General features: G+C 68.6%; 16 protein-coding genes and 1 riboswitch. Of the genes, 11 read left to right on the forward strand and 5 right to left on the reverse strand.

The features are described 5' to 3' along the window. The first annotated feature begins 23 nt into the window (after nt 1-23). The 4 genes from AB0M15_RS14805 to AB0M15_RS14820 all read left to right on the forward strand — a co-directional run bounded on the left by AB0M15_RS14805 (nt 24) and on the right by AB0M15_RS14820 (nt 4,804). Complete coding sequence (locus AB0M15_RS14805) at nt 24-818, forward strand: metal-dependent hydrolase (protein ID WP_363817995.1); 795 nt, start codon at nt 24-26, stop codon at nt 816-818. A gap of 329 nt (nt 819-1,147) precedes the next feature. After that, a complete protein-coding gene (gene dapA, locus AB0M15_RS14810) occupies nt 1,148-2,062 on the forward strand; it encodes a 4-hydroxy-tetrahydrodipicolinate synthase (RefSeq protein WP_363817998.1) in 915 nt (304 codons plus the stop codon). Beyond that, entirely contained in the window at nt 2,059-3,753 is a 1,695-nt protein-coding gene (locus AB0M15_RS14815; protein WP_363818000.1) for a ribonuclease J, read from the forward strand. Before dapA ends, AB0M15_RS14815 begins: the two co-directional genes overlap by 4 nt. 34 nt (nt 3,754-3,787) lie before the next feature. After that, nucleotides 3,788-4,804: a LacI family DNA-binding transcriptional regulator gene (locus AB0M15_RS14820; RefSeq protein ID WP_363818003.1), complete on the forward strand. Its 1,017-nt coding sequence runs from the start codon at nt 3,788-3,790 to the stop codon at nt 4,802-4,804. Here AB0M15_RS14820 and AB0M15_RS14825 read toward each other — a convergent pair. Together AB0M15_RS14825 and AB0M15_RS14830 are read right to left on the reverse strand one after the other, a co-directional pair. After that, nucleotides 4,746-5,618, reverse strand: coding sequence for a DMT family transporter (locus AB0M15_RS14825; protein WP_363818005.1), 873 nt, complete (start codon nt 5,616-5,618; stop codon nt 4,746-4,748). The two genes, AB0M15_RS14820 and AB0M15_RS14825, sit on opposite strands and share 59 nt — an antisense overlap. A gap of 18 nt (nt 5,619-5,636) precedes the next feature. Continuing rightward, nucleotides 5,637-6,377 carry an alpha/beta fold hydrolase gene (locus AB0M15_RS14830; protein ID WP_363818008.1) on the reverse strand — a complete coding sequence of 247 codons (741 nt, stop codon included), beginning with the start codon at nt 6,375-6,377 and terminating at the stop codon, nt 5,637-5,639. 80 nt (nt 6,378-6,457) lie between these two features. On the opposite strand from AB0M15_RS14830, the gene AB0M15_RS14835 reads away from it, so the two are divergent. Further along, the gene (locus AB0M15_RS14835; protein ID WP_363818010.1) at nt 6,458-7,045 is read left to right on the forward strand and encodes a TetR/AcrR family transcriptional regulator; all 588 of its coding nucleotides are present in this window, start codon (nt 6,458-6,460) and stop codon (nt 7,043-7,045) included. Here the strand turns inward: AB0M15_RS14835 and AB0M15_RS14840 are convergent. Next, entirely contained in the window at nt 7,026-8,150 is a 1,125-nt protein-coding gene (locus tag AB0M15_RS14840; protein WP_363818012.1) for an acyl-CoA desaturase, read from the reverse strand. The two genes, AB0M15_RS14835 and AB0M15_RS14840, sit on opposite strands and share 20 nt — an antisense overlap. A gap of 106 nt (nt 8,151-8,256) precedes the next feature. Continuing rightward, a complete protein-coding gene (locus AB0M15_RS14845) occupies nt 8,257-8,865 on the reverse strand; it encodes an ANTAR domain-containing protein (protein ID WP_363818015.1) in 609 nt (202 codons plus the stop codon). Nucleotides 8,866-8,998: 133 nt separating this feature from the next. Here AB0M15_RS14845 and AB0M15_RS14850 point away from each other — a divergent pair, with 133 nt between their 5' ends. From AB0M15_RS14850 to AB0M15_RS14860, 3 genes are all read left to right on the forward strand, one after another. Next, the gene (locus AB0M15_RS14850; RefSeq protein WP_363818017.1) at nt 8,999-10,522 is read left to right on the forward strand and encodes an alkaline phosphatase D family protein; all 1,524 of its coding nucleotides are present in this window, start codon (nt 8,999-9,001) and stop codon (nt 10,520-10,522) included. Nucleotides 10,523-10,665: 143 nt separating this feature from the next. Beyond that, nucleotides 10,666-12,720, forward strand: a complete 2,055-nt coding sequence (locus tag AB0M15_RS14855; RefSeq protein WP_363818020.1) for a prolyl oligopeptidase family serine peptidase — start codon at nt 10,666-10,668, stop codon at nt 12,718-12,720. A gap of 88 nt (nt 12,721-12,808) precedes the next feature. Next, nucleotides 12,809-14,542 carry an alpha/beta hydrolase fold domain-containing protein gene (locus AB0M15_RS14860; protein WP_363818023.1) on the forward strand — a complete coding sequence of 578 codons (1,734 nt, stop codon included), beginning with the start codon at nt 12,809-12,811 and terminating at the stop codon, nt 14,540-14,542. A gap of 102 nt (nt 14,543-14,644) precedes the next feature. Here the strand turns inward: AB0M15_RS14860 and AB0M15_RS14865 are convergent, their stop codons facing one another. Next, nucleotides 14,645-16,009, reverse strand: coding sequence for an aminotransferase class V-fold PLP-dependent enzyme (locus tag AB0M15_RS14865; protein ID WP_363818026.1), 1,365 nt, complete (start codon nt 16,007-16,009; stop codon nt 14,645-14,647). Between the two features lie 16 nt (nt 16,010-16,025). Continuing rightward, a riboswitch (SAM riboswitch) is annotated at nt 16,026-16,140 on the reverse strand. Nucleotides 16,141-16,303: 163 nt separating this feature from the next. Here AB0M15_RS14865 and AB0M15_RS14870 point away from each other — a divergent pair. The 3 genes from AB0M15_RS14870 to AB0M15_RS14880 all read left to right on the forward strand — a co-directional run bounded on the left by AB0M15_RS14870 (nt 16,304) and on the right by AB0M15_RS14880 (nt 20,214). Beyond that, a complete protein-coding gene (locus AB0M15_RS14870; protein ID WP_363818028.1) occupies nt 16,304-16,879 on the forward strand; it encodes a DinB family protein in 576 nt (191 codons plus the stop codon). Nucleotides 16,880-16,989: 110 nt separating this feature from the next. Continuing rightward, complete coding sequence (locus AB0M15_RS14875) at nt 16,990-19,638, forward strand: DNA translocase FtsK 4TM domain-containing protein (RefSeq protein ID WP_363818030.1); 2,649 nt, start codon at nt 16,990-16,992, stop codon at nt 19,636-19,638. Between the two features lie 3 nt (nt 19,639-19,641). Beyond that, nucleotides 19,642-20,214 carry a hypothetical protein gene (locus tag AB0M15_RS14880; RefSeq protein ID WP_363818033.1) on the forward strand — a complete coding sequence of 191 codons (573 nt, stop codon included), beginning with the start codon at nt 19,642-19,644 and terminating at the stop codon, nt 20,212-20,214. Nucleotides 20,215-20,292: the final 78 nt, after the last annotated feature.

Genomic DNA, 20,292 nt, shown 5'->3' on the forward strand with positions numbered 1-20,292 from the left:
ACTGATGGGGGTGGGGCGCCGTGATGGGGCGTTCGCATGCGTTGTCCGGATGGTGTGCGGGGCTCGCCGTCGCGCCGCTGGTGGGGCTGACGACGATCGCGGAGGTGGTGCCGTTCGCCGCCGCCACCGCTGGGTACGCGTTGCTGCCGGATTTGGACCATCCGGGCGCCGGTGCCTCGCGGTTGCTCGGGCCGATCACCGGGTTCGTGTCGAATGTGGTGCGGGCCTTCTCGAGCTTGCTGTATTCGCTGACGAAGGGCCCCCGCGACGAGGACGGCACGGGGCAGCATCGGCATGCGAGTCATACGCTGGCGGCCGCGATCGGGCTGGGCTTCGCGACGTCGAGCGCGGGCGCGGCGGGTGGCTGGCGGGCAGTCCTGGCTGTCGCTCTCGTCGGGTTGCTGCTGGCCGCTGATGCGCTCGGCGACTGGGTGGTGACGCTGGTACTGGCCGCAGGCGCCTGGACGATCGCCGGTACGTGGTTGCCGGGGGAGTCCGCCGTCCACAACCTGCACGCCGGGCTGGACGGGATCGGCAAGTGGATCGGTGTGGCCGTCGCTGTCGGCATGTTCGTGCACTGCCTGGGCGACAGCCTCACGCGATCGGGCTGTCCGTGGCTGTGGCCGCTGCCGATCAGTGGCGAGACCTGGTACGAGATCCGCCTGCCGCGACCGCTGCGCTTCCGCACCGGCGGCTGGGTGGAGAACCTGCTGATCGTGCCGGTGCTGGTCGTCGCCGGCGTCTTGCTGCTGCCGGGCGCGATCCAGTTCCTGGTCGATGTCTTCGACGCGGTGGGAGTGAGCGTGGCGCGCCGCTAGGGTCCGACCAGCGGGCGGCGCGCCACACTCATCAGGGGGACGCCTCTTGCTGCATCCAGTCTCACCCACGCAGCACCCACCTGGTCCGGGCTCCACCTGTCGGAATCCGGCATGGCAAGAACCTGACGAGCCGAAAGTCAACAGAAAGTGAGGACGTTGTTGCGGAGAGTACCGGCAGGAAGTTTTTCGGATTTTTTTGGTGGAAGGTGTAACGACTACGGAGGCTGCAGCGATAGGACGAGTGAGCCTGGTGGCTGCCCGGACCCCCGAGCGGACAGCCACCAGGCCTACTCATTTCCTGAGGCGGTTGGGGCGGTAATCTGAGCCCCATGTCCTCTAGCGCAAACACCGCCTCGACGGCCCTGCCTTTCGGCAGGTTGACCACGGCGATGATCACCCCCTTCAAGCCCGACGGCTCGCTCGATCTCGACGCGGCGCAGAAGGTGGCCACCAAGCTGGTCGACGAGGGCAACGATTCCCTGATCGTCAACGGCACTACCGGCGAGGCGCCGACCACCAGCGACGAGGAGAAGGTGCTGATCATCCGCGCCACCCTCGAGGCGGTCGGCGATCGCGCGAAGGTCGTCAGCGGGGTCGGATCCAACAACACCGCCCACAGCGTGGAGTCCGCCAAGGCCGCTGAGGCCGCCGGCGCGCACGGCCTGCTCGTAGTCACTCCGTACTACAACAAGCCTCCGCAAGAGGGCATCAAGCTGCACTTCAACGCCATCGCCGACGCCACCGGGCTGCCCGTGATGGCCTACGACATCCCCGGCCGGGCCGGTGTGCCGATCACCACCGAGACGCTGCTCGCGCTGGCCGAGCACCCGCGGATCGTCGCGGTGAAGGACGCCAAGGGCGATGTGGCCGCCACGACGAAGGTCCTGGCCAATTCGGACCTCTACTACTACTGCGGTGCGGATGAGCTGAACCTCGCCTGGCTGGCGATGGGCGCCGTGGGGATCGCGAGCGTCGTCGGGCATGTCGCCAGCCCGCAGTACCGGCAGTTGATCGACGCTGTCGTCGCAGGAGACCTGGACACCGCACGACGCATCGACCGGCAGCTGGTGCCCGCCGTCGAGGCGATCATGACGAGGACGCAGGGCGCCATCATGGTGAAGGCGGCTCTCAAGCTGGCCGGTGTGATCGAGCACGCGACGCTGCGCGCGCCGCTGGTCGAGGCGACCGGCGAGCAGACCGACTGGCTCACCACCGATCTCAAGACGGCAGGACTGATTGCATGAGCCACCCGCACCCTGATCTGCAAGCGCCGGAGCCACTCGCGCCCGGCGCTCTCCGTGTGATCCCGCTCGGCGGCCTCGGTGAGGTCGGACGGAACATGACGGTCTTCGAGTACGACGGCAAGCTGCTGATCGTCGACTGCGGAGTGCTCTTCCCGGACGAGAACCAGCCCGGTGTCGACCTGATCCTCCCGGACTTCCAGCCGATCCGGGAGCGTTTGGACGACATCGTGGCGGTCGTCCTGACGCACGGCCACGAGGACCACATCGGCGGCCTGCCGTACCTGTTGCGCGAGCGGGGCGACATCCCGGTGGTCGGCTCCCAGCTGACCCTGGCGCTGCTCGAGGGCAAGCTCAAGGAGCACCGGCACCGCAACGTGCCGCAGCAGACCGTCGTCGAGGGCGAGACGGTGCGCTTCGGCCCGTTCGAGTGCGAGTTCGTCGCGGTCAACCACTCCATCCCGGACGCGCTCGCCGTGGCGATCCGGACGCCGGCCGGCCTGGTCCTGCACACCGGTGACTTCAAGATGGACCAGTTGCCGCTGGACAACCGGATCACCGACCTGCGGGCGTTCGCCCGGCTCGGCGAGGAGGGCGTCGACCTGTTCATGGTCGACTCCACCAACTCCGAGGTGCCCGGCTTCACCACCCACGAGCGCGACATCGCGCCGGTGCTCGACGGCGTCTTCAGCAAGGCCTCGAAGCAGCGCATCATCGTCGCCTGCTTCGCCTCGCACGTGCACCGCGTGCAGCAGGTGATGGACGCGGCGGTGAAGCACCATCGGAAGGTCGCGTACGTCGGTCGCTCGATGGTTCGCAACATGGCGGTGGCCCGCGACCTCGGCTTCCTGACCGTGCCCGGCGACACCCTGATCGACATGCGCGAGCTGGACAACTACCCGCCCGAGCAGGTCGTGCTGGTGTCGACCGGTTCGCAGGGCGAGCCGATGTCGGCGCTGTCGCGGATCGCGGCCAACGACCATCACGTCGTACAGATCCAGCCGGGCGACACCGTCGTCTTGGCGTCGTCGCTGATCCCGGGCAACGAGAACTCGGTGTTCCGGGTGATCAACGGGCTGACCAGGCACGGCGCGAACGTGATCCACAAGGGCAACGCGCTCGTCCACGTGTCCGGCCACGCGTCGGCGGGCGAGCTGCTCTACTGCTACAACATCGTCAAGCCGCGCAACGTGATGCCGGTGCACGGCGAGATCCGGCACCTGCACGCCAACGCCGAGCTCGCCCGGCAGACCGGCGTACCGGAAGAGAACGTGGTCGTGGTCGAGGACGGCGTGGTGGTCGACCTGGTCGACCGGAAGGCCGTTGTCGCGGGCAAGGTCGAGTGTGGATACGTGTTCGTCGACGGCTCGACCGTGGGCGACATCACCGAGACCTCACTGAAGGATCGGCGGATTCTCGGTGATGAGGGTTTCATCTCGGTGATCGCCGTGATGGACTCTGTCACCGGCAAACTGATGGCCGGGCCGGAGATCCAGGCGCGCGGGTTCGCCGAGGACGACACTGTCTTCGACGAGCTGCGGCCGAAGATCGAGGCGGAGATCGAGAAGGCGATCGGGAGCGGGGTGGACGACATGTACCAGTTGCAGCAGGTCATCCGCCGCGTGGTCGGCAAGTGGGTCAGCGACACGCACCGTCGCCGGCCGATGATCATCCCGGTCGTCGTGCAGTCCTAACCAGAGGGGTGGGCCAGTTGTGAGTATTACTGGTGTGAATGGAGCCGGGCAGCGCCGGCCCACCATGAAAGAGGTCGCGGCCCGGGCGGGCGTGGCGCTCAAGACCGTCTCCCGGGTGGTCAACGAGGAGCCGAACGTCAGCCCGGAGCTGACCGCGAAGGTCCAGGCCGCGATCAAGGACCTCAACTACACGCCGAACGAGAGCGCCCGGATGCTGCGCCGCGGCAAGACCGGCACGATCGCGGTCGTCATCCGCGACATCGGTGACCCGTTCTTCGCCTCGCTCGGCCGCGCGGTCGAGCTGTGGGCGCGGGGGAGCGGTTCGGTCGTGATGATCGGCCTGACCGACGAGGATCCCGAGCGCGAGCGGGAGGTCTGCCTGGAGTTCGTTGCCCGGCGCCCCGACGCACTCATCATGGCGCCGATCGGGGAGACCCAGGACTACCTGGCCCCGCACGTGGACGCGGGCATGGCGGTCGTCACGATCGACCGGCCGGCGCACGGGATCGAGGCCGACGCGGTACTGGCCGACAACGCGGGTGGTATCGACCAGGCGATCGACCACCTGGTCCGGCAGGGGCATCGCCGGATCGCGTACCTCGGCGATGACGAGCGGATCTTCACGGCTCGCGAGCGGGTGGTGGCCTATCGAGCCGCGATGGCCCGGCACCGGATCGATGTCGACGAGGACCTGGTCCATCTGTCGGAGCCGACGACGGAGGGAATCGGGATCACGCTGTCCGCAGTACTGGACCGGCCTGAGCCCGCGACGGCCATTCTGTCGGCCAACAACATGACCACTGCGGAGGTACTGCGGGGGATGGCCGGCCGGCGTGATCGCGTCGCCCTGGTGTCCTTCGACGACCTGGCGCTCGGCGACCTGCTCAGCCCCGGACTCACGGCGGTGGCCCAGTCGGCCGATGTGATGGCCCGTACTGCGATCCAGCTGATGACCGAGCGGCTGCCCGAGCCGCACCGCCCCGGCCGGACGGTCAGGGTGCCGGTGAAGTTGACGATTCGCGGCTCGGGGGAGATTCCTCCGTCGAGCTGAGCTCGCCATATCGGGCCAACGCCAGCGCGGCCGCGATCGCCAACGCGAAACCGGCCGCCGCGGGTACTACGAACCCGTGGCGCGTCCGGTCGCCCAGCGCCAGGATCCCGACGGCGGCCGGGAACACGGTCTCCCCGACGACGAGCATGGCCGTCGCCGTCGTGATGCTGCCGCGTTGCAGCGCCGAGGCGAAGAACAGCATCGCTGAGGCGCCGGCGACGATCGCGGTGTAGACGGCGGGCTCGGTGAGCAGGTCGATCGGCTTGAAACTGTCGATGATCCGCCCCGAGATCGCCACCACTCCGAAACTCAGGCCGGCGACCAGACCCAGCAGCGGCGCCCGCAACCTCTTCGGCGCCAACCCCGCGGACAGCCCGACGACGACCAGGGCCGCTGTCGCGACGACCAGCCCCCACCGGAATCCGTTGCCGATCGAGGCGGCACCTTCGCTCTCCGCCGACAACCCGAGCAGCGCCAGGCCGACGCACACCGCACCTACAGCAGCCCACTCGCGGCGCCCCAGCCTGATGCCGAGGAACCGTGCGGCTACCGCTGTCACAGCAAGGCTGGCGGCCAGCGCAGCTTGAACCACGAAGAGCGGCAGCACCTGTAGCGCGGCCAACTGCACCCCGAACCCGCACAGATCCAGAGCGATCCCCGCCATGAACCTCCACTGCGAGACCACCCGGAACAGCAGCCGAGGATCGACGCCCTCACCACCACCGGGCGTCGACTGCGCCGCCATGGCCTGCATGACCGACGCCAACCCATAGGCAAGCGCGGCAGCCAGAGCGCACAGCAATCCCCACCACATGCGCCTCACACTACGGGTTCAGCCTTTGAGGAAGGCGAGGATCGCCTGGGCCAGGTCCTCTCGGTGGTCCGCCAGCGCGTGGTCCGTGGGGAACAGGTGGTGCTCGGCGTTCCTGTATGCCTCCACCAGCGGCAAGTGGTGTTGCTCCGGCGGTGCAGCCGTGTCCCGGGTTGCGCCGATCAGCAGGACGCGGCGATCGGCCAGTCGGGGTGCTAGGTCGGCCAGGCGCCATTCGGGGCCGTTGGCAACCATTTCGTCGACGAGTGCTCTGCCGCTGGTCCCGTGCAACGGCAGTAGATCGCCGTCGAACGGTTCGACGTACTGGTCCGGGTTCGGTGCGGTCGCGGCGGCGCCGAAGTCGAAACCGGCGATGGACCCCACGGCGGGGATCGCAGGGTCGGCGGCGGCCGTACGGAGCGCGGCGAATCCGCCCATGCTGTGCCCGATGACGGCGAGCCTGGTGGCGTCGACCCGCGGATCCGCGCGCAGGCCGGCGACCGCCGCGGCCGCGTCTTCCAGGGCGCTGGTCCACGACCAGGTCCCGGCTGCTCCCCACGATCCGCGGTAGTGGAAGACCAGCGTGGCGTAGCCCGCCCGGCGAAGCACGTGCGCGACGTCGAAGTTGCGCTCCCAGCCCGGGAAGCCGTGCAGCAGGAGAACCGTCGGATGGGGACCGTCGCCGGCCGGGAGATGCAGTACTCCGGGGAGCTCTTGGCCGCCACTGGAGACGGTGAAGGGCGCTGTGCTGGCGTGTCTCACTCGGCAACCTCGCTTGATCGAACCGGTCGTTACCATCAGGACGGTAACAAGAGATGGGTCCGATCGGTACCATCTGTCTCATGCCCGTCGCCAAAGGAACCTCGCTCGACCCCGATCGGACCCGGGCGGCGATGCTCGAGGCCGCCACCGTCGTCTTCTACGAGCGCGGGCTGGACGGTGTCGGGATCGCGGAGCTGTGCTCGTCGGTGGGAGCGTCGAAGGAGACTCTGTACCGGCACTTCGGCTCGAAGGACGGGCTGATCGCCGCTGTCCTGCAGGCCCGCAGCGATCGCAACAACGCCTGGCTGAGGCGGGCCGCTGCGACAGGTGGGGATGACCCGGCCGCCCAGTTGACCGCGGTGTTCGGCGTACTGGGGGAGTGGTTCGACCAGCCGGACTACCGGGGGTGCGCGCTGGTGAACGCGGCGACCCAGCGGCATTTCGAGCCGGCCCACAGCATGGTGGTCCAGCATCTCGACGGCTATCGGGCACTGCTCACGCAGATCGCGGCCGCGGCGGGCGTGGCCGACCCGGACCGGGTCGGGGGTCAGTTGCTGATGCTGCTGCAGGGCGCGACCGTGATGGCCGACCACCTCGCGTTGGGTAGGGCCGCGGCCGATGATGCACTGGCCGCGGCGCTGCCTTTGCTTACTTCCGGTACTGACTGACCAGCGGGCACGCGAACGGGTCGCGGGCGCGGAGGCCGACGTTGTTCAGGTAGTCGACGACGATCTTGTACGACTCGAGGAAGGCGACCTCGGTGTACTTCACGCCGTGCAGCTGGCAGTACTCGCGGACGATCGGCTGGACGTGGCGCAGCGTCGGCCTCGGCATGCTCGGGAACAGGTGGTGCTCGATCTGGTAGTTGAGCCCGCCCATCGCGAAGTCGGTGAGGACGCCGCCGCGGATGTTGCGCGACATCAGCACCTGGCGACGGAGGAAGTCGATCTTCATCGTGGCCGGGACCAGCGGCATGCCCTTGTGGTTCGGCGCGAACGAGCCGCCGAGGCAGACCCCGAAGACGGCCAGCTGCAGGCCGAGGAACGCGCTGGCCTTGCCGATCGGCAGCAGGACGTACAGCGCGGTCACGTACAGGCCGAGCCGGGAGACGACGACCGCTGCCTCGATGCGCTCGACCTTGGTCGCCCCGCGACGGAACAGGTGCTGCAGGCTCGACACGTGCAGGCTGAGGCCTTCCAGCGTCAGCAGCGGGAAGAAGAGCCAGCCCTGGCGGTCCTGGTACCACTTCATGAAGCCGCGCTTGCGTTTGGCCGCGTGGTCGGGGGTGAAGGCAACGACGCCGATCGCGATGTCGGGATCCTTGCCGAGCTGGTTCGGCGCGTTGTGGTGCTTGCTGTGCTTGTTCTTCCACCAGGTGATGCTCATGCCGGCGAGGCCACCGGCCAGCAGACGGGCGGTCCAGTCGTTCCACGCGGCCGAGTCGAAGATCTGCCGGTGCGCGCTGTCATGGCTGAGGAACGCGACCTGGACCAGGATCAGCGCGAGGGCGCCGGCCATCAGCAGTTGGAACCAGGAGTCACCGAGCAGGATGAATCCGGTGATCACACCGCCCAGCGCGGCCAGTACCAGGCCGATGCGGGTCCAGTAGTAGGTGTAGCGGCGTCGCAGCAGGCCCAAGTCCCGGACCGTGTGCAAGAGGTCGCTGTAAAGACTCGCGTACTTCTGCTGCGGTCTTTGGGGGTGCGGGTCTTCGGCAAGCAGTTGCGACAAGGAGAACGCCCCATCCGGAGTGCATCGGTCGAGATGCGCCACCGGGTCCAGGGCAGCGCCACGAGAAGAGTGGCTGTAGTACCCAACGGAACCACGCTGGGCGACCACACGCAACCGACCGCTCGGTAGGCGCGCGGCGTGGTCAGGCTCAGGGAGTCCGCAGGCTCGCGGTCAGCAGTGTGCCGTCGAGCACACCTCTGGCCACCGCCTTCAGTCCGCAGCCCTTGCCCCGGGCATACGAGCGCATCGCCGCGAAGGCGTCCGGCAGGCTGAGACCGGTCCGTTCGGCGAGCATTCCCTTGGCCTGCTCGATCAGGATCCGGCTGTCCAGCGCCTGCTGCAGTTGCCCGCACAGCTCTTGCCGGCCGCGGTGTTCGCGCTCGTGCAGCAGGCCGATCGTGGCCATGTCGGACAGCGCTTGCCCCAGCATCAGCTCCGGCTCGCTGAAGGCGGTGGCGCTGGTCCGGAAGAGGTTCATCGAGCCGATCACCTTGTCCCGCAGGCAAAACGGGAGCATCTCGGTGGTGGCGTAGCTCGGGTGGTCCTGCTCGACCAGCTGGGCGGGGGAGCCGGCGGTGGCGAAGACCCGCAGTATCTGGTCGTCGTTGGTCAGGTCCAGGCCGACCGCGTCCACCTCGAGCAGCTCGACCGTCGCTTCGGCGAGCATGCCCAGGAAGGCGGCCAGCTCGAAGTCCTCGCCGAGCGTGTCGGCGAGCTTGATGAACACCTCTGTGAGGCGTTGTTCCCTGGACTGCACCGGAATTCCCTTCGACCCTGTGAGCCTCAATCATCGATGGCCGCGCAAGTCCCCCGCGATCCCCCCGGGCGAGTTGTCAGTTAGTTCGTTCCGCAGTCACCCGGACGTCACTCCGGAGGAGCACCTTCGGCTCATGAACTTGAGCCGCCGCCAGCTGCTGGCCGCCACTGCCGTCGCAGGTGCAACCGCCGCCGTACCGAGCGTGACCGCCGCCGCTTCCGTAGTACGCCGGGACCGTCCTGCTCTGCCGTCCGGAATCATGTCCGGCGACGTCACCTCGAACTCCGCCGTCGTCTGGTCGCGCACCGATCGCCGCGCCCGGCTGACCGTCGACCTGACCACCCACGGCCGGTTCGACCGCGCTGTGACGCTGCGCGGTCCGATCACCTCGGGCGACCAGGACTACACCGCCCAGCTGCCGCTGCGCGGTCTGCGCCCCGGCCAGCGCTACGACTACCGGGTCGGCTTCGAGGACGCCTACGGCCGCCGTGGCGAGACCATCGAAGGCTCCTTCAGTACGCCGGGCCGCAACCGCCCCGTGAGCTTCGTGTGGACCGGTGACACCGCCGGCCAGGGCTACGGCATCAACCCCGACATCGGCGGCATGATCGCGTACAAGGCGATGCACCAGACCCGCCCCGACTTCTTCCTGCACTCCGGCGACAACATCTACGCCGACGGCCCGATCGCGGCCTCGGTGGCGATCCCGGACGGCACCACCTGGAAGAACGTGGTGACCGAGGAGGTCAGCAAGGTCGCCGAGACGCTGGCGGAGTACCGGGGCCGGTACAAGTACAACCTGCTCGACCACAACCTGCGCGACCTGTACGCCGATGTGCCGATCGTCAGCCAGTGGGATGACCACGAGACGCTGAACAACTGGTACCCGGGCGAGATCCTGACCGACGACCGCTACACCGAGAAGCGGGTCGACGTGCTGGCCCAGCGCTCCCGGCAGGCATTCCTGGAGTACCTGCCGATGGTGCACACCGCCGGCCGCAACCGCATCTACCGCAAGGTGAGCTATGGCCCGCTGCTCGATGTCTTCTGCCTCGACATGCGGACGTACCGCGGCGCCAACCCGGCACCGGGTGTCGCCGGTCCGGTCGCGATGCTGGGTGCCGAGCAGGCAGCATGGCTGGTTCGCGAGGCCGCTGCTTCCAAGGCGACCTGGAAGGTGATTGCCAGCGACATGCCGCTGGGTCTGCTGGTGCCGGACGGTACCGAGATCGAGGCTGTCGCCAACGGACTGGCCGGTGCGCCCGGTGGCCGTGAGCACGAGATCGCCTGGGTGCTCTCGCAGTTCAAGCGCCGGAAGGTCCGCAACACGGTCTGGCTGACCGCGGACGTGCACTACTGCGCGGCGCACCACTACGACCCGTCGCGGGCGGCCTTCACCGACTTCGACCCGTTCTGGGAGCTGGTCGCTGGTCCGGTCAACGCCGGTACGTTCGGGCCGAACACGCTCGACTCGACCTTCGGGCCTCGGTTGGAGTTCGTGAAGGCGGCTGACTTCCCGAACCAGCCGCCGTCGGGTGGCAACCAGTTCTTCGGGCACGTGTCGATCGACCCGCGCTCCGAGGTCTTCACCGCCTCGCTGCGCGACCTGTACGGCAAGGTGCTCTGGCGCAAGGACTTGCCGGCAGCACACCACTGACAACTCTGGGGAGCGGCCCGCTCACCAGTCCGGATGCCCAGCGCGGGATGCCGCCCGCTGAAGGCCTGGTGAGCGGGACGCGCAGTCTGCCGGTAGGGAAAACCTGCTGAGGTGAGTGGTGGCCGCGGGCTAAGTTTGCTGGCATGAGCTACCCAGAGAGTCGCCGTGACGAGACTGTCGTCGACACCCTGCACGGACGCGAGATCGCCGACCCGTACCGCTGGCTGGAGGACGCTGACTCCGCCGAGACCAAGGACTGGGTCTCCCGCCAGAACGAGGCGACCGAGGCCGAGCTGTCCAGCTATCCGGAGCGCGCCTGGTTCCAGGAGACTCTCTCGGCGATCCTGGCGCGGCCCCGGGCCGGCGTACCCGCGCACAAGTCCGGCTGGTACTTCGTGGGCCGCAACGACGGCTCCCAGGCGCAGGACGTCCTGTATGTCGCCGACTCGCTGGAAGGGCTGCTCGAGGGTGGCCGTGTCATCCTCGACCCCAACAAGCTGTCCGCGGACGGCACTGACTCATTGGCCAGCTTCACTATCAGCCCGGACGGCCGGTACTTCGCCTACGGGGTCAACGAGAGTGGTAGCGACTGGACCACCTTCCGGCTCCGGGAGATAGCCACTGGTGCCGATGTTGACGATGTGGTCACTCGTGCGAAGTTCTCCCAGGCCACCTGGCTACCGGACTCGTCGGCGTACCTCTACCTGCACTACCCGGCCAGTGGCCGCAGCGAGGGCACCGAGACGCAGGCACTTGAAGGTGGCCAGCTGAAGCTGCACAAGGTCGGTACTCCGCAGGACGACGACCAGCTGGTCCTGAGCTTCCCGGACAACGCGCAGATCTTCATCCAGCCCGAGGTCTCCGACGACGACCGCTACCTCGTGGTGACGCTTGCCGAGGGCACCGACCCGGCATCTCGGATCTGGGTGTACCCGGTGGCCGGCAGCGTGCTGGGCGAGCCGATCAAGGTGATCGACGAGTTCCGCGACGAGAACATCTTCGTGCGGATGTCCGGCGACCAGTTGGTTCTGCAGACCGACCGGGATGCATCTCGGGGCCGGGTGGTGACGTCGGACCTCGAGGGCAACTTCACCGACCTCATCCCTGAGGGCTCGAATGCGTTGCTGACCGTCAGTGGCACGGCGTCGGGGTTGGCTGTCGTTTCTCTGGTCGACGCGCAGCCGGTGCTTGCCTTGCATGCTTTGGAGGGTGGTAGCGGCCGGGTGGTGCCGGTGCCGGGCGGGGGCTTTGTGGGGTTGACCGCGTCACCGAAGTACGACGAGCTCTTCATCGGGCTCTCGTCGACCACGGATCCGACCGTTGCCTATGTGGTCTCGACGGCAACCGGCGAGTTCCGTGCGCTGCCGTCGCTGGTGCCGGCCGGGGTCGGCTTCCTGTCGCCTGACATCACTGTCAGCCGCCGGGTCGAGCCGGGGCGGCAGGTGCCGTACTTCCTGATCAGCCGGGCCGACCTGAGCTTCGACGAACCGCGTCCGACGCTGATGTGGGGCTATGGAGGTTTCAGCATCCCGGTCATGGCCGACTACCGTCCGGGCTGGCCGGCCTGGCTTGCGGCGGGCGGCGTGCTGGTGATCACCAACTTGCGGGGCGGTGGGGAGTTCGGCAGTGCCTGGCACGACGAGGGGCGGCTGCGGAACAAGCAGAACGTCTTCGACGACTTCATCGCGGTCGGGGAGGACCTGACCAAGACCAAGGTGACTACGCCGGCGCAGCTGGCCATCCACGGCCGCAGCAACGGCGGTCTGCTCGTCGGAGCAGTGATGACCCAGCGGCCGGACCTGTTCGCAGTGGCGCTGCCCGGCGTCGGCGTGATGGACATGCTGCGCTTCCACCTCTTCACCGTGGGCGCCGCCTGGGCATCGGACTTCGGCCTGCCCGACGACCCGACCCAGTTCGAGGACTTGCTGGCTTACTCGCCACTGCACAACCTGCGCGACGGTACGTCGTACCCGGCAACGCTGGTCGTCACCGGCGACCACGACGATCGTGTTGTGCCGCTACACAGCCATAAGTTCATGGCGACTCTGCAGCACCTGCAGGCGGGGGACAAGCCGGTACTGACCCGGATCGAGGTCAATACCGGCCACGGCTTCGGCAAGCCGGCAGCGATGGTCGCCTCCGAGTGGGCCGACCTCCTGGCCTTCGCTGCGCACCACACGGGGCTGCAGCCGCAGTAGCGCGATCGGTATTTTGACGGATGCCCGCTCACGGGGGCTGGTGCTGGACTCGGGCCACCAGTCCCCACCGTGAGCAGGGAGAAGTCAGATGAGTGCAATCGAGGTCCCGGACGCCGGGACCGACCTGAGGATCGAGCGCCGGGTCCGCGAGTTCCTGACCGAGGTGAACAAGAACCCGGACCCGTACTGGCTGTTGCCGGGCGACCAGGTCCGTGGGGTACTGCGGGGCCTGCAGACGACCGCGCCACCCGACCTGAGCGGGGTCGACGTCTCGGAGCACGACATCACCGTCGACGGGGTGAGCACCAAGGTCTACATCCAGCGACCTAGCGGCGTCGATGGCCCGTTGCCGGTCATCCTCTTCCTGCACGGTGGGGTGTGGATCGCGGGCGACTTCGACAACCACCAGTCGCTGACCCGGGATCTTGTCATCGCTACTGGTTATGCAGCCGTGTTCGTCGAGTACACGCCGATTCCGGACGCTGTGTTCCCGGCGCAGCTGGAAGAGGCGTTCGCTGCGCTGCAGTGGGTCGCGTCGGAGGGCGCTGCTCTTGGGCTCGACGCCTCGCGGCTCGCTGTCGCCGGCAACAGCGTCGGCGGCAACCTCAGTGCGGCGCTGACGCTCTACGCGCGTGACCACGACGGGCCGTCGATCAAGGTCCAGCTGCTGCTCTACCCGGCCACCTCAGCTGAGTTGGACACCGAGTCGTACCGGGACTTCGCCGATGGGCGGTTCCTGTCCCGCGACTTCATGAAGTTCGGCTGGGACGTCTACGCGCCGGACGAGGCGACCAGGCACAACCCGTACGCCGCGCCGCTGCAGGCCCGGGTGGACCAACTGCGTGGGTTGCCGCCGGCCATCATCCACACGTCCGGCAGGGCGAGGCCGCGAGCATCTACTCATTATGCCGCGGAAGCCGACGCCTGGGGGCGTGAGCACGATGACGAGGACGTGCTGGCGCACACGGTCTTCGTATTCGGCACCTACTACTTCCTGACTGGTGAGATCGAGAAGGCGGCGCCGCTCTTCCAGGAGTCGATCCGACGGCTGAAGGCGCTGGAGCAGTCCAGTAGCTTCCTGCTGCAGCTCTACTCGGCTGTTGCCCAGGCGGAGATCTGGCGGGGGCGGGTCACCGAGGGAATGGCGATCGCCCGGCGAGCGCTGGAGCGTTGCGACGACAGTGGCGAGCAGTACGCGCGTGGTGGGCTTCTCTTCGCGTGTGCGCTGGGGCAGTGGATGCAGGGTTCATACGACGACGCTGTGGCCGGGCTGACTGAGGCCGTCCGGCTGGCGCATACCTTCAACGACGTACTGGGTGCGGTGACGTGGCTGGAGCTGCTCTGCTGGACCACCGCCGCCATGGGCCGGTACGAGCGGGCTGCGGAGTTGCTCGGGGTCGCGTACAAGGTGTGGCCGATGGGTGGTGGTCGGCGGTTGCTCGGCTCGCTGCAGATGACCGACGCGCATGATGCGTGTGAGCGAGCCGCGATGGATGCCTTGGGCAACGAGCGGTACCGGGCCGCCTTCGAGCGTGGCGTGACCGCCTGCGTCGGATTCGACGAGGCGATGGTGTTCGCGGTCGGGCGCGAGGCCGCAGTACCGGTACTGCGGCCCGCATCCGCAGGCACCGGATCGCTGAGCGACCGGGAGTATCAGGTAGCCGAGCTGGTGGCCCAGGGGCTGACGAACAAGGAGATCGCGCTCCGACTCGTGATCAGCAGACGGACCGCGGAATCGCATGTCGTGCACATCCTGGACAAACTCGGCTTCAGATCACGCAGCCAGATCGCCGTCTGGCTGACCAACCAGCCGGACCGTTAGGCGTTTGCCGCTCACCTGTGGGTCCGTGTCTCACCAGGCCTTGGGTCTCAGCCCTGCACCGAGCGGTGGAGTGGGCTCAGGCTTGTTGGTGAGGTGGTGGGTTCACCAGATCTTGGGGGCGACGAGGTCGCGGGGGTCGTCGTGGGGCTGACAGCCGTGCGGGGTCTCGTCGTACTCGGTGGTCAGGCCGTTGGTGGCCAGGTTGCGGACCGCGCTGACGAGGCGGTCGACGTGCTCGCGGGTGGTGCCCAGTCCGAGGCTTGCGCGGACTGCGGTCGCCTCGGGCGAGTTGGCGAGCAGGTGGCCGACCAGCGGGTGGGCACAGAACTTCCCGTCCCGTACGCCGATCCCGTACTCCGCCGAGAGCGCCGCGGACACCAGCGTCGAGCTGACCCCGTCGATGGTGAAGCAGACCGTGCCCACGCGGTCGGCGTCGGCGCCGAAGATGTCGTACGTGTTGACGCCGGCGATCTGGGCCAGGCCGGTGCGGAGCCGGGCGAGCAGGCTGCGCTCGTGCTGCTCGATCGCCTCGCGGTGCTCGGTGATGGCGGCGCAAGCGGCGGCCAGTGCGATGGCGCCGATCACGTTGGGGGAGCCGCCCTCGTGCCGGGCCGGGCCCTGGTTCCAGACGGTCGCGTCGCTGGTCACGGCGGCCGTCGCGCCACCGCCGTACAGGTACGGGTCGGCCGCGTTCAGCCAGTCGGCCCGGCCGATCAGCGCGCCGGCGCCGTACGGGGCGTAGAGCTTGTGGCCGGAGAGCGCGACCCAGTCGACGTCCAGCTCCTGGATGTCGACCACGCGGTGCGGTGCGAGTTGCGCGGCGTCGAGGCAGACGCGGGCGCCGTGCGCCTTGGCGACGGCGGCGATCTCGGCGATCGGGAAGATCTCGCCGGTGACGTTCGACGCGCCGGTGATGACGACCAGGCGGGGGCCCTCGGGTGCTGCGCGCAGGGCGTCGGCAACTGCGGTCACCGCTGCGGTGTGGCTCGTGGGCGCTGCCAGCCGGGTGGTGCGCTCGGCGGGCCAGGGGAGGAGGGCCGCGTGGTGCTCGGACTCGAACACGATCACGGTCGCGTCGGCCGGTACGGCGCGGGCCAGCAGGTTGAGCGCGTCCGTGGTCTGCCGGGTGAAGATCACCTGGTCGTCCTCGCGAGCGCCGACGAAGCCGTGCACCTCGGCGCGGGCCCGCTCGTACCACTGGGTGGTGATCCGCGAGGCGTAGCCGTTGCCGCGGTGCACCGACGCGTACGACGGGAGTGCGGCCTCGACCGCCGCTCGCACCGACTCCAGACACGGCGCGCTCGCCCCGTGGTCGAAGTTCGCGTAGTCGGTCACGCGGCCGTCGGCCAGCGGGACCAGCAGGTCGCTCGCGACGGTGGCGGGGATGGTGCCGGTGGTGAGCTTGGCCAGGGCCGGCCGGGTGGTCACGGCGGTGTTGGCAGGCTCGAGGATGGAGAGGATCGACATGGTTCTGCTCCTGGATGATCCGCACTTGCCGAAACGGGGTATCCGAACGGCCCGGTCTTCACCCAGGGCACCCCACCGCGGAGGAGGGTTGCCGGCCAGCGAGCTGGGGCTTGACGCTGGCACTCATGACCTGCGGAAGACGGTAGCCAACGATCCGTGCTTCGCGCCAGCACCAATCTCACTGGTTGGGATACCCGCACGTATCGTGAGACGCCAGGCGTGCGGAGATCGATGTTTTCCGTGTGCGGCTAATGCGGTGGCCCGGCTCGCCGGCGCCCGGGAGAGGATCTGGGGATGACCTGGATCGCACCTGAGGTCGAGCGGCCCGAGGGCTCGCTCGTCGCGCCCGAGCAGGAGTTGCTCGCCGGCTACCTGAACTTCTACCGGACCACGCTGCTGTACAAATGCGCCGGCCTGACCGCCGAGCAACTGGCCACCCGCCCGTCCCCGCCGTCCAACCTTTCGCTGCTCGGCCTGATCCGGCACGCGACCAAGGTCGAACGAATCTGGTTCCGCATCCACTTCGCCTCAGCCGGCCCAGCTGTCCCCGGAGCCGCGTCCACCGCTCCCGCCGACCCCGGTTCCCGGCTCGCGCCGGCCGCCCCGGTGTTCGATCTGGCGCTCGGCAAGGACGCCGACTTCGAGCTGATCGACGCCAGCCGCGCCCAGGCGGAGTACGAGGCCCTGATCGACGAGTGGGCGCTGGCCGACAAGGCCGCCGAGGGCTACTCGCTCGACCAGCAGTTCACCTTCCGTGACGAGGTGTCGTCGCTGCGGATGATCTACATCCACCTGATCGGCGAATACGCCCGCCACTGCGGCCACGCCGACTTCCTGCGCGAACATCTGGACGGCGTGACCGGCGCCTGAGGCCCCTGCGGACACGCCCGGCCGCGTGGGGCTGTGACGCTACGGATGGGGCGGTGTGATCGGCGTGTGACACGTGTGACTCGAGTGGTAGTCGGGGTAGCCTGCTAGATATGGCGACCCGCACGTCTTCCCCGGCGCGGGCGCGGAAGTCGGCAGCCAGCAGCCCCGCATCGGGCCGCTCGGCAGCTGGTGGCCGCTCCCGTCCGTCAGGCGCCCAGAAGCGTGGGCAGAGCACGAAGCGCAGTGGTTCCACCGCTGCGCGTACGGCTGTGCCCAAAACGAGCAATGCGGGTCCGTTCGCGGCCGCCATGCTCGCCCTCGCCAGAGGGCTGGTCAAGGTCTGGATCGGGATCGCCCACCTGCTCGGCAGCATGGTCCGCGGCATCGGCCACGGCGCCCGCGACCTCGACCCGGCTCATCGCCGCGACGGCGCCGGCCTCACCCTGATCGGCCTGGCGTTCGTAGTGGCCGCCGCGATCTGGTGGGACATGCCCGGTGCGGTCGGCAAGGGCATCCGGGTGGCGGTCGGCGGCAGCGTCGGCATGCTCGGCTGGGCCGTACCGCTGATGCTTCTGTTCATCGCCCTGCGCACCATGCGTCACCCGGACCGCAACGGCCCGGCCGGACGCCAGGTGATCGGCTGGACCGCGGTCTCGCTCGGAGTGCTGGGTCTGGTCCACATCGCCAACGGCCTGCCGCGTCCCGGCAACCCGTCGGACGGCCGGCTGCAGGACGCCGGGGGAGCGATCGGGTACGTCGTCTCCTCGCTCCTGTCCGACCTTCTCACCCAGTACGTCGCGGCGCCGCTGCTCGTGCTGCTTTCGATCTTCGGTGCCCTGGTGGTGACCGGGACGCCGATTTACGCGATCCCGTTGCGGGTCCGGGCCGCGTTCGACGTACTGCTCGGACGTACTGAACTCCCGGCCGACGCGCCCTCGGTGGCTGCGGCCGCCGACGACACCGTCCGCCTGACTCGCAAGGAGCGGCGCGCGAAGGCGGCCCTGGACGAGGACGGCGAGCCGACCGTCAAGCCGTACGACTCGCCGGTGCTCGAAGGCCGCGAGATCAACAAGCGCGGCCGCAAGAAGGCGCCGATCGATCCGGACGAAGAGCCGTACGACGTCGACGCGGACGGCGCCGCCGCAGCCGCGGCCGGTGCGCCGCCGATCTACGGTGCAGTCGCGGGTGCGATGAAGGCCGGCTCCAAGAAGGACCTGGAGCCCGAACCGGCTCCCGAGCCGCCGCCGCACACGCCCTTGCCACAGCGGGTCGAGCAGCTCAGCCTCTCCGGCGACATCACCTACACGCTGCCCGACGGCCAGATCCTCAAGCCCGGCTCGGTCCACAAGGCCCGGACGAAGGCGTCGGACGCGGTGGTCGGCAAGCTGACCGAGGTGTTCGACCAGTTCGGCATCGACGCTCAGGTGACCGGCTACACCCGTGGCCCGACAGTCACCCGGTACGAGGTCGAGCTCGGCTCCGCGGTCAAGGTCGAGAAGGTCACCGCGCTGTCCAAGAACATCGCGTACGCCGTCGCCTCGGCCGACGTCCGGATCCTGTCGCCGATCCCGGGCAAGTCCGCGATCGGCATCGAGATCCCGAACGTGGACAAGGAGATCGTCAGCCTCGGCGACGTGATCCGGTCCGCGACCGCGCGCAACGACCACCACCCGATGATCGCCGGGCTCGGCAAGGACGTCGAGGGCGGCTTCGTCGTCGCCAACATGGCGAAGATGCCGCACCTGCTGGTCGCGGGTGCGACCGGCTCGGGTAAGTCGTCGTTCGTCAACTCGCTGATCACCTCGGTGCTGATGCGGTCGACGCCGGACGAGGTCCGGATGGTGCTGGTCGACCCCAAGCGGGTCGAGCTGAACAACTACGAGGGCATTCCGCACCTGATCACGCCGATCATCACCAGCGCCAAGAAGGCGGCCGAGGCGCTGCAGTGGGTCGTCCGCGAGATGGACATGCGCTACGACGACCTGGCGGCCTTCGGGTTCCGGCACGTCGACGACTTCAACAAGGCGGTCCGCGGCGGCAAGATCAAGCCGCCGCCGGGCAGCGAGCGCGTCCTCACGCCGTACCCGTACCTGCTGGTGATCGTCGACGAGCTCGCCGACCTGATGATGGTCGCGCCGCGCGACGTCGAGGACTCGATCGTCCGGATCACCCAGCTCGCCCGGGCCGCCGGTATCCACCTGGTGCTGGCCACCCAGCGTCCGTCCGTCGACGTGGTGACCGGTCTGATCAAGGCGAACGTGCCGTCCCGGCTGGCCTTCGCGACCTCGTCGCTGGCCGACAGCCGGGTCATCCTGGACCAGCCCGGCGCGGAGAAGCTGGTCGGCCAGGGTGACGGCCTGTTCCTGCCGATGGGCGCGAGCAAGCCGATGCGGATCCAGGGCGCCTGGGTCACCGAGAACGAGATCCGCGCGGTCGTCGAGCACTGCAAGGAGCAGCTGCAGCCGACGTACCGCGAGGATTTGATCGCGCCGACCGGTCCGAGCAAGGACCTCGACGACGAGATCGGCGACGACCTCGACCTGGTCGTCCAGGCGGCCGAGCTGATCGTGTCCACCCAGTTCGGCTCGACGTCGATGCTGCAACGTAAGCTCCGGGTCGGTTTCGCCAAGGCGGGCCGGCTGATGGACATCCTGGAGAGCCGGGGTGTGGTCGGGCCGAGCGAGGGATCGAAGGCCCGCGACGTACTGGTGAAACCGGACGACCTAGAGGACTTCGTCGCCACATTGCGAGGAGAGTGACCCGTGACCGCCCATACCGCGATGCCCCGGTCTGAGCAGCACGCTGTCGACATCGACCAAGCCACCCACGAGTTCACCGTCAAGGCCTCTCAGAAGGTGCACGGCGCACTGGCCGTCGGGGCCGGCCTGGTCGCGATCGGTTTCGCGACGTCGGGGTCGACGAGCCCTACCGGCGTACTGCGCTGGATCGCCGCGGCTGCCTTCGGCGTGCTCGCGGTGATCTGCGCCCGGGCACTGACCGTCGGCGCGATGCTGGTCGCCGACGAGGTCGGTATCCGGCTGCGGATCCGCAACGAATGGATCGGCACCCGGTGGGAGGAGATCGAGGAGGTCACCGTGCTGAAGCGGCGGCACCTGCTCGACGACGGCCGGATCGCGGTGCACCTGCTCGACCCCGGACCGGTGCTCAGCGAGATGCCGGCCGCGACTCGCAGGGTCACCGATGCCAACCGGCGACTGACCGGCACCTCACTCGCGGTACCGTTCGGGTTGACGGCCAAGCCGTCCAACGGGGAAGTGGTACAGGCTCTGCACATGCTGGCGGACACCAGGTGTCCGGTCAGGGAACAAGTCTGAGCCTTGCGTGACCCCGTCGAGCCCAGGGCGTTGACTGTTGTGACGTCGGCGCACTGGCAGCCAACTTCGTAGACGGTG

Source organism: Kribbella sp. NPDC051718 (assembly GCF_040681515.1).
Classification (GTDB): Bacteria; Actinomycetota; Actinomycetes; order Propionibacteriales; family Kribbellaceae; genus Kribbella.